This is a genomic window from Sphingobacterium sp. UBA5670 (genome assembly GCF_002420705.1).
In the GTDB taxonomy this organism is placed as follows: Bacteria; Bacteroidota; Bacteroidia; order Sphingobacteriales; family Sphingobacteriaceae; genus Sphingobacterium.
This window is the reverse complement of sequence record NZ_DIIM01000013.1, coordinates 1-13,545: the sequence shown is the minus strand read 5'-3', so window position 1 is coordinate 13,545 and position 13,545 is coordinate 1. Positions and strand designations below refer to the sequence as shown.

Here is a 13,545-nt window from a genome sequence, read left to right as displayed (position 1 = left end):
CCCCTTTGCTATTTTATCTAATTAATAATTTGTGTTCTAAATTATCGGCTTATCGGACAGAAAATCTTTTCACTACTGTCTCCGAACCAGCGACTACTCTTACGAAGTAAAAACCAGTAGTCAGCTTTCCGCCATGCTCAAAGGAAAGATTTTGAATTCCCGAATCCAGGTTACCATTCATCAATTGGAGAATCTCATTGCCCAGCGCATCCATTACCTTAATAGACACACTCGAAGACTTTGCCAATTTAAAAGAAAGATTTATTTGCTCGGCAATAGGATTATAAAATACCTTAACATTATTGATAAGTTTCTCGGTATCCTTGATGTTGTGATCTTCTCCAAATGCCTCATTACCGTCCCAAATTTGTTGCGAAAAAGTATGGTCATAAGGAGACTTTGCATACACACGAACTATCCCGCTGCACAATGTCAGTGCGGATAAAAGTGTTAAACAAGCTGCTTTAAGTAGATTTCTCCCCATAGTGTTAAATTAGACTTCAAATAATGGTTACGGTTTAATCAAATATAACGCTAACTATTTGAATTATCAACAACAAAGTTAGTATTTTGTTTAAAAGTTTTTCAGCAAATAGAACCTTTCCAAGTTTCTTTTAACAAATTTTAACAGCTATTGCGCATGTCAAATGAAATGCTAAAATTTGGCGCAGGAAATGTACCGACTTAAAGTACAGGCAAAAAGTATATTTTTGCAGTATATTTTGAAATAAAATAATTGATAAATGGCAGACAACAGTCATCACAACAGCATCAATAAGGTGAGTTTCGCCGGATTATTGATCAGTTTAGGAATCGTTTTTGGAGATATAGGAACATCTCCATTATATGTTTTCAAAGCAATCATGGGACAAGGAGCCATTCAAAAAGACTTGGTCTTGGGCGGACTATCCTGCGTTTTCTGGACGCTCACACTCCAAACAACAGTAAAATATGTTTGGATCACACTCCGAGCAGACAATAAAGGTGAGGGCGGTATCCTATCTCTTTATTCATTGGTGCGCAAACGTGCTCCCTGGTTGATTTTCCCAGCGATGATAGGCGCTGCGACCTTATTAGCTGATGGAATGATCACTCCGGCTATCACCATATCCTCGGCTATCGAAGGTCTGGATATCAAATTCCCTGGATTACCAACGGTTCCTATTGTTGTTACAATAATATCTTTATTGTTTATTATTCAACGATTTGGGACATCTGTTGTAGGAAAGGTTTTTGGTCCGTTGATGACCATCTGGTTTTCGATCATTGGTGTTATCGGTTTGTCCCATCTTCACCTTGCACCGGAAGTGATGAAAGCAATTAACCCCTACTATGCCTTCCATATTTTAATTACCTACCCACACTCATTACTATTAATCGGAGCCGTATTTCTATGTACGACAGGTGCCGAAGCACTGTATTCGGATATGGGGCACTGTGGTAAAAACAATATCCGTATCAGCTGGATCTACGTAAAAATCACACTTATACTGAATTATTTTGGACAAGGCGCTTGGTTATTAACGCAGGAAGGACGTGTCTTAGGTGGCGCAAATCCATTCTATTCAATTATGCCAGATTGGTTTATTGGATATGGTATCGCTATTGCGACAATTGCCGCTGTTATTGCCAGTCAAGCCATGATATCCGGATCTTATACCCTGATTTCGGAAGCAGTACGTTTAAACATCTGGCCTAAGGTCGCGATCCGCTACCCAAGCGAACATAAAGGGCAATTGTATGTCCCCTCGATAAATCTAATTCTTTGGGTGGGCTGTATGATTGTTATCTGGGTTTTTGAGGAATCAAGCCGAATGGATGCAGCCTATGGTCTTGCGATCAATTTAACGGTACTGATGACAACCATTCTAATGGGATACTTCCTCGCTATGAAAAAAGTTAATCGTATGCTTATTACTATATTTTTGATTGCCTATTTCGTTATTGAATTAACTTTCTTAGTAGGTAATGGCGTAAAAATAGCCCATGGTGGCTGGTTGACCCTTTTACTTGCTACAGCCCTATTCGGAACAATGTATTGTTGGTATACCGCACGAAAAATTAAAAATCGTTTCGTCAATTTTATTAATATCAACAAATATTATCCTATTATTTCCGAATTAAGCGAGGACAAATCTGTTCCGCCCTACGCTTCACATTTAGTGTATTTGACAAGTGCAAATTTCAAATCTGAAATTGAAGCTAAAATTATTTATTCTATTATTAATAAAAAACCCAAGCGTGCGGATGTGTATTGGCTGGTCCACGTTGACGTAATGGATCATCCACATACAAAAGAGTATTCTATCGATCAGTTAATTCCCGGCAAATTAATACGGATTGATTTTAAACTTGGTTTTAGAGAAGAACAACGCATCAGTCTTCTATTCAGAAAAGTGGTGGAAGAAATGGTTAAAAAAGGTGAGATTGACATTACCAGCCAATACGACACCTTACGTAAACATAACATCCCCGGGGACTTTAAATTTGTTGTTTTGGAAAAAGTACTCTCCAAAACCAATCAGATGACATGGATAGAGAAGGTTATTATGGACATCTATGGCTACCTCAAAAAAATGAGTTTATCCGAAGAAAAAGGTTTCGGTTTAGATTCTAGCTTTGTTACAATTGAGCGCGTACCACTCAATTTCCCTCAGACTTCAGAAGTCCATCTCATACGTAAAGATTAATACCCTTCAAAAGATTTATGTTCCTCAAGGTGATGCTTTAGCATCACCTTTTTTATTCGATAGAATTGCATTACTTTTGTTGCAAATAATACATCATGGCAGACGCTAATCCAAAAAAGAAATTACACCCTAGAAATAGACATCTCGATAACTACAATTTTGAAGAACTAAGTAAAGTCGAACCTTCACTCAAGGATTTTGTTATAGAAAATGCGTATAAAGTAAAATCCATCGACTTTAACAATCCTGATGCTGTAAAAACATTAAACAAAGCTCTTCTAAAAAAATATTACCATATTCAACATTGGGATATCCCAAAAGAGAATCTTTGTCCTCCTATTCCGGGCCGTGCAGATTATATTCATTATATCGCCGATGTCCTTGCTCGGGACAATCATGGCGAAATTCCAAAAGGTGGAAATATACACGTCCTAGATATCGGCGTTGGTGCAAATTGTATTTACCCCATCATCGGACATCAGGAATATGGATGGAGCTTTGTAGGATCTGAAATTATCAAGAGCGCATACAAAAATGCGATCGAGATTACACGGACAAATATGAGCTTAAAAAAGAGCATACAAATCCGTCTCCAAAATAATCCGAAAGCCATATTTAAAGATATTATTCTTCCTGGTGAGAAATATGACGTGGTGATCTGTAATCCACCATTTTTTAGCTCTCAAACCGAAGCTTTACAGCAGTCCATCCGCAAAACTACAGGCATTAAAGACGCTAAGATAGATGAAAAACCTGTCACACAGGCATTTTCTGGGCAGGGAAGCGAGTTGTGGTGCGATGGTGGTGAAAAAGCTTTCTTATCACGCATGATCTTTGAAAGCCAATTTCACAAAGATCAGGTAAAATGGTTCACTACATTAGTTGCCCATCGTGAAGATATTCGTTTTCTGCAACACAAACTAAAGAAAATAAATGTAAAAGAGACCGAAGTGATCCGCATGGAACAAGGAAATAAGGTAAGCCGGATCCTTTTATGGAGATTCTAATAAGTCCATGATATTCAAAGAAACGGAGCTATCTGATTAAAAGATAGCTCCGTTCTTTGATCCATTGTTTTCCGACGCTTGTTTATACTATACTTGCGCCTGTTTATTTAACTTTGAATGTTTATAGCCATACATAAAATACACAGCCAATCCAATCACCAGCCAGATCACAAATATTATCCAGTTACTTGCACCCAATTCCGTCATCAAATACAAATTGATCAGGATACCTATGACAGGCAATAAGGAAAAGTTCATTTTAAAGCTATAAATACCCAATCCAAGCCAAGTTAACCAAAATATAATGACCAACATTTTATGTTCTATAATTTCAAGGATGGAAAGCGATTTCCACTCCTGTATCGTCTCTTGTGCATAGATAAAAATAAACACAATAGCGATCAGCAACCCAGCACCAACTAAATACTTACCATTGATGTAAGGAACTTTAAATTTGGATTTTGCAGATAAGCCTGAATAATCCATATACAATACACCGGCACAAACAAGGATGAAGGCAAAAAAGGTACCGACGCTCGTTAGATCAACAAAGAAGTCCATTTTAAAAAATAAAGAAGGGATAGCAACCACCAAACCCGTTACAATCGTTGCAAACGAAGGTGTTTTATATTTTGGGTGAATGGTCGCAAATTTCTTCCACAACAAACCATCCCGACTCATCGTCATCCAAATTCTTGGTTGCGCCAATTGATAGACCAACAAGGCACTTGTAATCGCAATTACAGAGGTCACGGATATAATTCCAGCCATATGGTCAAAGCCCACATATTTAAACACAAAAGCAAGTGGATCCTTCACATTTAATTCGGTGTAGTTGACCATACCTGTCAGTACTAAGGTAATGGCAACATACAATACAGTGCAGATCAATAGACAATAGATCATCGCCTTAGGTAGGTCGCGCTGTGGGTTTTTACACTCTTCCGCGGTTGTGGAGATCGAATCAAAGCCAATAAAAGCAAAGAAAACTGCAGCTACACTGCCGAGTACACCTTTGAGGCCATTCGGTGCAAAAGGTGTCCAATTTTCGGGTTTAATGAAAAATATACCCCCAAAAATTACAGCTAGGATAATCGCTACCTTGATCATCACCATGACCATGCTCGCTTTCTGGGACTCTTTGATTCCGATATAAACCAACCAAGTGACCAAAAATGTAATGACACCTGCCGGTAAATCGAAAATAATAGGCAGCCCACCAATTCGAGGCGCACTATTAAAAGCATCCAGACCGTGCTGGTCGATTGCAGTCAGGGCAGCCGCACCATGTTGGTTCATCTTGTCTACGGCATCATAAGCATAGCCTGGCGCCATGGATAACCAAGCCGGTATGTGAAGACCAAAGCCTTCCAGCATGGAAACAAAATATTGCGACCAGGAAATGGCTATAACGGTATTGGAAACAGCATACTCTAGGACCAATGCCCAACCTATTATCCAAGCAAAAAGCTCACCAAAAGCCACATAAGCATACGTATACGCCGATCCCGAAACAGGAACTGTACTGGCAAATTGGGCATAGGCCAATGCCGTAAAAACACAGGCAAAAGCCGTAAACACGAAAAGAAGTGACACTGCTGGCCCACCTTCATAACTCGCCAATCCAATTGTGCTAAAGATTCCAGCCCCTACAATAGCGGCGATACCCAACGAAACCAGATCTGTTACCCCCAATACCTTTGCAAGGCCAGTCCCCCCCTCTTTTTGAGTGTCATGCAGAATCTGATCAACACTTTTCTTCCGAAAAAGTCTATGTGACATGTAAATTTAGTTTTTGATACTTAAAATTATGCGAAAATAAATATTTTCAAGGTCTTATACTATTGGTATTTTCTGATCGACTAATTAAAGTCCACCAACTCATATTGAATATACTGGTAAATTTCTTGATAATCGGCCATCTCTGTATGCAGATAGGAAATCAACTGTGCTGTCAGAAGCTGTCTTTGCTCCACTGAAACTTCAAATTGCCACAATCGCTTACAGATATTGAAAAGTGCCCCTGCAATTTTTTCCACCTGTGCATAATCATAAATATACTTCCACTCAATAAACTGATGATAGAACTTTTCAAATTTAGGTATATCATTCAATTGATTAATTTTCAAAAACTTTCGAATAGCATCTTCATTGACCTGCACGAGCGCAGCATAGAATTTATCGATGGAAACCGCTTTATTTTGTGTTAGGATATGATCCAGCAATAGCTCCAAAGCAATATGGGCCATAAAAGACGGCCGGATAGGCAGTCCCGCTAAACTAGACTGGATTTTTAGTTTCAGCTGATGTGTATGATGAAAAAAATAAGGTGAATTGTGAAACAGGCGATCGACCTCGATATGACGATTCCAACCTATATACAATTGTTCCAGTAAAGGATTGTCCAAGAGCTCATCTTCATACTGACGTGGTTTTAGCATAAAGGATTTATCCGCATTTTTTAATAGATCGGGTAACAATCCACCCACAATACGTTCGGGATTAGTTGCAAACCGCTCAAAATAAAAATGTGATAAAAAATTCATACCAGCTTATTAGCGTGTGCTTTTATACGGAATTATTCGCTCAATATACGCTTAATCTCCTATCTTTGCATCTTGTAAATTAAAAAATTAAATCCATTTAACAATGAGCTTTGTAGAAGAATTACGTTGGAGAGGCATGTTGCAAGATATTATGCCAGGCACAGAAGACTTACTGAATAAAGAAAAAGTCGCTGGTTATATCGGCTTTGATCCCACAGGCGACTCTCTACACGTAGGACACTTGACGCAAATCATGACTTTGATCCACTTCCAAAATGCAGGCCACAAACCAGTTGCCCTGGTTGGAGGAGCAACAGGAATGATCGGAGACCCTTCTTTCAAATCTGCAGAGCGTAACCTGTTGGACGAAGCTACATTACAGCATAATGTAGCTTGTCTGAAAAAACAGTTAGGCAAATTTCTTGAATTTGGAGAAGGTGAAAATGACGCCCAAATGGTTAATAATTACGATTGGTTCAAAGATTTTAAATTTTTGGATTTTATTCGTGATATCGGTAAGATGATTACCGTAAACTATATGATGGCAAAAGATTCTGTAAAAAAACGTCTGGAAGGTGACAATGGCCTTTCTTTTACTGAATTTACTTATCAATTGATTCAAGGGTATGACTTCTACTACCTTTGGAAACACCACAACTGTAAAGTTCAAATGGGTGGCTCCGATCAATGGGGTAACATTGTAACAGGTAGCGAAATGATCCGTCGTCAGGATCAGGGAACAGCCTATGCGATCACCACACAATTGATCAAGAAAGCTGATGGTCAAAAATTTGGAAAGACAGAATCAGGAGCGGTATGGTTGGATCCAAAGAAAACCTCGCCCTATAAATACTACCAATTTTGGTTGAATACCTCAGATGATGATGCGAAAAACTGGATCAAAATCTTTACGTTAAAATCTCAGGAAGAAATTGAGTCCATCATTGTAGAACATGATGCAGCACCACACTTACGTTTAGTTCAAAAAGCACTGGCAAAAGATATCACCATTCGTACACACTCCGAGGAAGCGTACGAAACTGCCATCAAAACCTCTGAATTTCTTTTTGGTAACGGTTCTTTAGAGTTCTTGAACGACCTAGATCATGATGCTGTTTTAGAAGTATTTGAAGGCATTCCGCAGTTTCAGATCGCTAAGACTGAACTGGCGGCTGGTATCAATATCCTTGATTTACTTGCTGTTCAGACCCAGGTATTCCCATCCAAAGGTGAAGCTCGTAAAATGCTTCAGGGCGGCGGTGTTTCGATCAACCGAGAAAAAGCTACTGATATTGAAGAGTCGATTACGGAGAATCACCTTGTAAACAATAAATATATTGTTGCACAACGTGGTAAAAAGAATTATTACTTGATTATCGCAGATTAATGATCAGCAGTATCCTGATTTAATAATCCATAAACATAAAAAAGTCCCTTTTGAACAAATCAAAAGGGACTTTTTTATGCAGCCAGCTGCCATTCTTCAACAGCGGCAGCCATTGATCAGTTCAATAATTTTTCAAATGCCTTCCTCGACGCTCCTCTAAAATGCACCTCGCCGCAATACTGATACCCCAATTTGTCGAATACATGCAGCATCCCGCCGTTATCAAAATTAGTATCTACCTTAATACTATAGACACCATGATCAACCGCAATTTTCTCCACCCCCTGCATAATGCCTGTGCCCACACCTTTCATATGTGGATCCTGAGCGGAAGCCAGTCTATGTATACCTACATATTGACCATCACTTAACCATTTTCCGTCAATATCATTATAAGCTGGTTCGACATCAAAAATAATAGCTACATAACCTACAATCCTGTTCTCGACTTCAACGACATGTCCATACCCTTTATCAATATCCGATTGAACGACATCTTCATTCGGATAACCATCTTGCCATTGTCGGCTACCTTGTTCTTTCCTGAGGGCAATTGCTTGTTGTATAATTTCCCAAATCCGTCCTTTATCAGCTAATGTCGCTTTTCGTATTTCAAACTTGTTCATCCTATCTTTTATTTTTATTCGTAAAACTACATATTTTGCAGCAACTCCAAAGAATACACCAAAACAGCAACAATCGCTACAGATATCCACATTCTTTGATCAAACCTATTTGCAGGGCATAGTATTTGCTAGTCATTATACCTATCAAGCTTTTTAGCTACATCTAAATTTATTCATTCATAAAAAACGACAAACTTAAAATAATAGGCTATCAGCATCTTTAAAATACTATCAAAATAACTAAGTTTGTAAGCAGTATAATTGTGAGCTTTTCAATGTCAAATAAAGGAAATACATTTAGGCAGACAGGGAATTCAGTTTCCGGCAAACGTGCCCCTCAAAAGGAATCGACAACATTTAAAAAAGAAAAAAGTCAAAAAAACAGTGTACCAAGAGATTATTCTGATGCACAGCAAAAGGCTGTCAAGATATTAGGGATTTTATTGATCTTACTTTCATTGGCATTTGCGACAGCTTTCGTCTCCTACTTATTCACGTGGGAAGACGACCAAAGCTATATTGCAAAGACCAATGGCGGCTGGTCGACATTATTCAGATCTGCTGAGGAAATTCATGACGAAGCTGTCGATCTCCCTGTTGTCGATAATAAATTAGGGAAATTTGGCGCACTGCTTGCCAATCAATTTATGTATGAATGGTTTGGTGTTGCGTCTTTTCTTTTTATTCCGGTTCTATTCATTTTAGGGTATCGTTTGCTATTCAAAAAGTCTTTGCTACCATTATACCGTACAGTCGTTTATTCTTTTGTTGCTATCGTTTTTATTTCCGTAACCTTAGGTTTCCTACATGGATTCATGGCCGATACTCCGCATATGCTTGAAGGAAAATTTGGCTTTTGGACCAATAAATTATTAGAAGCACAAGTTGGCATTGTCGGCGTTGGCTGTATATTGGCTTTTGCTTACCTAACTACATTAATTTTACTCTACAACCTCGATTTTAAATTTGTCCTCTTCAGTAACAGAAAATCCAAGTCGTTCTCCGAAGATATGGATGAAGAGGATGAAGATGAATACGCTCCAAATCATCTCAGAAACAAAATTCATATTGAAGATGATTCTATCCAATCTGTTAGGGAGTCCATTCAACGACCAACATCAATCAATGAGCGATTTCAATCCGCTCGTGAAAAAGATTTACAGGAAGAACTTCAACGTCCTGCATTCACACATCATCCGGTACCTGAAGTACAAATTGATCCGAAAGACAAAGTCGTGCTTTCCTTCGATGACAGTCCCATGGAAAGAACCGACAATACACCTTCAATCAGTTTTACAATTGATCAGCCGAATGAAGACTTTGAAGACGAAGACTTACCACTAATTCGCGAATATCAGCCACCGGTCGTGGTAACTCCACCCCAACAAGAACCGGAACCGCCAATTGAACATGATGTGGTTCCAGGCCTTGTCGTGGAAGATATTAAAGAGGAAAAAGAAATTACCGCCAGTGATCTTGTGGCCCAATTTGGCCAGTATGATCCCAAATTAGACCTTTCTGGCTATCAACACCCTGCATTAGATTTACTTAGAGACTATGGTGGAGGTAAAATAACGATCAATCAACAGGAACTCGAAGCGAACAAAAATAAGATTGTTGATACGCTGAGGAACTATAGCATCGAGATCGAAAGCATCAAAGCAACGATAGGTCCAACGGTAACTTTGTATGAAATTATACCAAAACCAGGAGTACGGATTTCAAAAATCAAAAATCTGGAAGATGACATTGCTTTAAGTCTTGCGGCATTGGGTATACGGATTATTGCACCTATGCCTGGAAAGGGAACCATTGGTATTGAGGTACCAAACTCCAATCCGGAAATGGTATCCATGCGATCGGTACTTGCTACGGAGAAGTTCCAGAAAACAGACATGGATCTTCCGATCGCTTTAGGTAAAACGATTTCCAATGAAGTGTATATTGCCGATTTAGCTAAAATGCCCCACCTTCTAGTTGCGGGGGCTACCGGGCAAGGTAAATCAGTAGGTATTAACGCGATTCTGACCTCCTTACTGTATAAAAAACATCCGGCCGAACTAAAATTTGTCCTTGTTGACCCTAAGAAGGTGGAACTTTCTCTATTCAAAAAAGTAGAGCGCCACTTCCTCGCAAAATTGCCTGACGACGGAGATGCAATCATCACCGATACGAAGAAGGTTATCAACACCTTAAATTCCCTGTGTATAGAAATGGATCAACGTTATGATTTGTTAAAAAATGCGCAAGTACGGAATTTAAAGGAATATAATGCAAAATTTATCAACCGCAGATTAAACCCTGAGGAGGGTCATCGATTCTTACCATATATCGTTCTTATTGTTGATGAGTTTGCCGACTTGATGATGACAGCAGGAAAAGAGGTCGAAACACCAATTGCACGTTTAGCCCAATTGGCTCGTGCTGTAGGTATACACTTGGTTATCGCGACACAACGTCCTTCCGTCAATATCATTACCGGTACAATCAAGGCCAACTTCCCTGCACGTCTGGCATTCCGTGTATTATCGAAAGTCGATTCACGGACTATTCTAGATACAGGCGGTGCAGATCAGTTAATCGGTCGTGGTGACATGCTTCTAGCAACTGGAAGTGATTTGATACGTATTCAATGTGCATTTGTGGATACACCAGAAGTTGAACAGATTTCCGATTACATCGGGGCACAAAGAGGTTATCCTTCGGCATTTATGCTTCCGGAATACGTAGACGAAAACGGAGATGGTTCTGGTAGTGTAGATTTTGATCCCAAAGACCGCGATCAGTTGTTCGAAGAAGCTGCCCGATTGATTGTCATGCATCAGCAAGGCTCTACTTCATTAATCCAACGTAAATTGAAATTGGGTTATAACAGAGCAGGACGAATCATCGATCAATTGGAAGCTGCAGGAATTGTAGGCCCATTTGAAGGAAGTAAGGCACGCGAGGTGCTTTATCCAGATGAATATTCATTAGAACAATTTTTGGAGACGTTAAGAAAGGACAACTAAGATGAAAAAACAAGTATGGTTTATTGTAGGTTTGCTAATCATGGCATACAGCCAAAACAGTTATGCACAAAATGATGCCGCTGCCAAAGCACTACTGACGAAAGTAAGCCAAAAGTACAATGCATACAAAACAATACAGGCCAATTTCTCATTAGATATTAAACAAGCTAATGGTGGCTCGCATACTGACGCCGGAACAATATACCTGGACAAGAGTAACAACAAGTACCAGGTCAATACCAAAAATCAAGTATTGATATCAGATTCCAAGACACAGTGGAATATCATGAAAGCCGAAAAGGAAGTTGAAATCTCAGAAGCAAGCAATTCAACCAACGAGATCAATCCAACAAACATATTCAGCTTCTATACCACTGGTTTTAAATATGCCACAGCTAATACGGAGAAGGTTAAAGGGCTTGCGCTAAGCGTTGTTGAATTAAGTCCACTTGATAGCAAAAAAAACTATTCAAAGATCAAGCTGCGCATCAACAAAGCAAGCAATTTGATTTATGACACCACAATATTTGACAAAAGTGGTAATCGTTACACCTACACGCTAGGTTCGCAGGAAGGCAACAAAGCCCTTTCAGCCAATCTATTCACTTTCAACAAGAACAATTACAAAGGATTTGACATCGTCGATCTGAGGTAAAAATATAGCCTATGTTACAGGACTGATTAAAGGCAGCACAGTAAAAAGGGCTTTCCACTAATGGAAAGCCCTTTTTATTGTGAAGTACACCATTTTACAGCATGTTAGGTTCTTTATCCAACGTCTCACTTTCTTTGTTTGCATAACGCGAATAGCCATGCTTCTGTGGATGTTCGATAATTTCCTTCATTGAAACAAGTTTGTAGACATACGAACCCGTTTCATTATTCAATTTCAATGCAAAATAATCGTCTTTTTTCTGTCTTCTTATGGAACCTCTCAGACTTCCGTCACCGACATTATATGCTGCAGCAACTAATGTCCAATTCCCGAATTGACCATACAGGTATTTGAGATATCTGGCAGCTGCATGCGTAGATTTGACAAGATCTTTCCGGTCATCTACCGTACTATTGACTTTCAATCCATACAAACGCGCTGTTGCAGGCATAAATTGCCAATAGCCACCAGCTCCCTTAGATGAAACAACAGCTTTACTAAGGCCGCTTTCCACCAATGGAATGTACTTGAAGTCTTCTGGAATACCATGTGATTTAAGAATCTTTGCAATCATCGGCAAATAGGTCTCTGCCTTTTTGTGCATATCATATGATCCTGTTTTTTTAAACGAGAATCGACTGAAAAATTTGCGCAATTTACTTTCCACTAGCGGACGATCCATCGGTAATGAATCTTCGGCAAATGTCAATGAATTCATATAAGATTCAAACGAATTGCTTTTTTCTTTTTTTTCTTCGTCGTCTCCATGATGAGTTGGAACTACGACGAGCTTCGGTCCAACGATCTTATCGCCGCTTGAAGCGTTGTTGTGTGGGGTTGAGTATAATTTTGACAGCAATAAAGCAAACAAAATCAAACTACTACATAAAACTTTCTTTCTTATCATTCACTCCCTTAATGCTACCCTATCCACGACTCAAATCGATCAAAAAATAGCTTGGTTCAAATTCAAGGGTACAAAGGTAAACACTATTTATTTAAAAAACAAATAGTTACATTCTAGACAACTTAAAGCGGCTTTTTCAGCGTAAAAACGCAGTAAATTCAAGAAAAGACAAAAAGATAAGGATTTTTTCGCAAAACCCAAAATTATACCTAACTTTGTGGTTCACATTTTAGCAAAACACAATGCCATTCAGCAATAAAAGGAACAGTCGTGATGACAACTCCAGAAAGTCACGAGGCAACTCAGACAGCTTCAAATCTAGAGGCGATAAGAACAATAGTTTCGGAAAAAAATCATATGGGTCGAATGACCAATCTGAAAGAGGCTCTTTCAGAAAAGACGATAATCGTGAGAACAGATCATTCGGATCTAAAAAATTCTCAGACAAACCTTCCTTCCGAGGAGATAACAATTCCTTCCGTTCAAAAGATAATTCAGAAAAATCCTTTAGCAGAGGAGGTCGCTCATTTGACAAAAATGATTCTTCAAGATCTTTTGACAAAAAAGATTCCTTTAATAAATTTGATAGATCAGAACGTTCTTTCGACAAAAAAGATAACTTCAAACGTTCAGACAGAAATGATTCCTCAAGATCTTTTGATAGATCAGAGCGTTCTTTCGATAAAAGAGACAATTTCAAACGTTCCGACAGAAAC

At 38.9% G+C, this 13,545-nt stretch carries 11 protein-coding genes; 6 read left to right on the top strand and 5 right to left on the bottom strand.

The genetic code is table 11. The annotated features are described in order from the left end of the window. Positions 1-49: 49 nt before the first annotated feature. Positions 50-484, bottom strand: coding sequence for a T9SS type A sorting domain-containing protein (locus B3C94_RS10845; protein ID WP_293903350.1), 435 nt, complete (start codon positions 482-484; stop codon positions 50-52). A 259-nt stretch (positions 485-743) separates the two neighbouring features. Between B3C94_RS10845 and B3C94_RS10840 the strand changes: the two genes are divergently transcribed. Beyond that, positions 744-2,690, top strand: coding sequence for a KUP/HAK/KT family potassium transporter (locus B3C94_RS10840; RefSeq protein WP_293903347.1), 1,947 nt, complete (start codon positions 744-746; stop codon positions 2,688-2,690). A gap of 95 nt (positions 2,691-2,785) precedes the next feature. After that, positions 2,786-3,697 (top strand): 23S rRNA (adenine(1618)-N(6))-methyltransferase RlmF, encoded by a 912-nt coding sequence (gene rlmF / locus B3C94_RS10835; protein WP_293903344.1) that lies wholly within the window; start codon positions 2,786-2,788, stop codon positions 3,695-3,697. 87 nt (positions 3,698-3,784) lie between these two features. Here rlmF and B3C94_RS10830 read toward each other — a convergent pair whose 3' ends face one another. Both B3C94_RS10830 and B3C94_RS10825 read right to left on the bottom strand, forming a co-directional pair. Beyond that, on the bottom strand, positions 3,785-5,479 hold the full coding sequence (locus tag B3C94_RS10830; RefSeq protein ID WP_293903341.1) for an amino acid permease: 1,695 nt from the start codon (positions 5,477-5,479) through the stop codon (positions 3,785-3,787). 80 nt (positions 5,480-5,559) lie between these two features. Then, positions 5,560-6,243 carry an ACP phosphodiesterase gene (locus B3C94_RS10825; RefSeq protein ID WP_293903338.1) on the bottom strand — a complete coding sequence of 228 codons (684 nt, stop codon included), beginning with the start codon at positions 6,241-6,243 and terminating at the stop codon, positions 5,560-5,562. A gap of 103 nt (positions 6,244-6,346) precedes the next feature. Between B3C94_RS10825 and tyrS the strand changes: the two genes are divergently transcribed. Next, positions 6,347-7,630 carry a tyrosine--tRNA ligase gene (tyrS, locus tag B3C94_RS10820; RefSeq protein ID WP_293903335.1) on the top strand — a complete coding sequence of 428 codons (1,284 nt, stop codon included), beginning with the start codon at positions 6,347-6,349 and terminating at the stop codon, positions 7,628-7,630. 116 nt (positions 7,631-7,746) lie between these two features. On the opposite strand, the gene B3C94_RS10815 is transcribed toward tyrS, so the two are convergent. Further along, a complete protein-coding gene (locus B3C94_RS10815) occupies positions 7,747-8,256 on the bottom strand; it encodes a GNAT family N-acetyltransferase (protein ID WP_293903332.1) in 510 nt (169 codons plus the stop codon). Positions 8,257-8,531: 275 nt separating this feature from the next. Here B3C94_RS10815 and B3C94_RS10810 point away from each other — a divergent pair, with 275 nt between their 5' ends. Further along, positions 8,532-11,267 (top strand): FtsK/SpoIIIE family DNA translocase, encoded by a 2,736-nt coding sequence (locus B3C94_RS10810; RefSeq protein WP_293903329.1) that lies wholly within the window; start codon positions 8,532-8,534, stop codon positions 11,265-11,267. A 1-nt stretch (position 11,268) separates the two neighbouring features. Then, positions 11,269-11,922, top strand: coding sequence for a LolA family protein (locus B3C94_RS10805; RefSeq protein WP_293903326.1), 654 nt, complete (start codon positions 11,269-11,271; stop codon positions 11,920-11,922). A gap of 94 nt (positions 11,923-12,016) precedes the next feature. On the opposite strand, the gene B3C94_RS10800 is transcribed toward B3C94_RS10805, so the two are convergent. Then, on the bottom strand, positions 12,017-12,829 hold the full coding sequence (locus B3C94_RS10800) for a lytic transglycosylase domain-containing protein (RefSeq protein ID WP_293903323.1): 813 nt from the start codon (positions 12,827-12,829) through the stop codon (positions 12,017-12,019). A gap of 273 nt (positions 12,830-13,102) precedes the next feature. On the opposite strand from B3C94_RS10800, the gene B3C94_RS10795 reads away from it, so the two are divergent. Beyond that, positions 13,103-13,545: hypothetical protein (locus B3C94_RS10795; RefSeq protein WP_293903320.1), on the top strand; the 443-nt coding region annotated here is incomplete at its 3' end.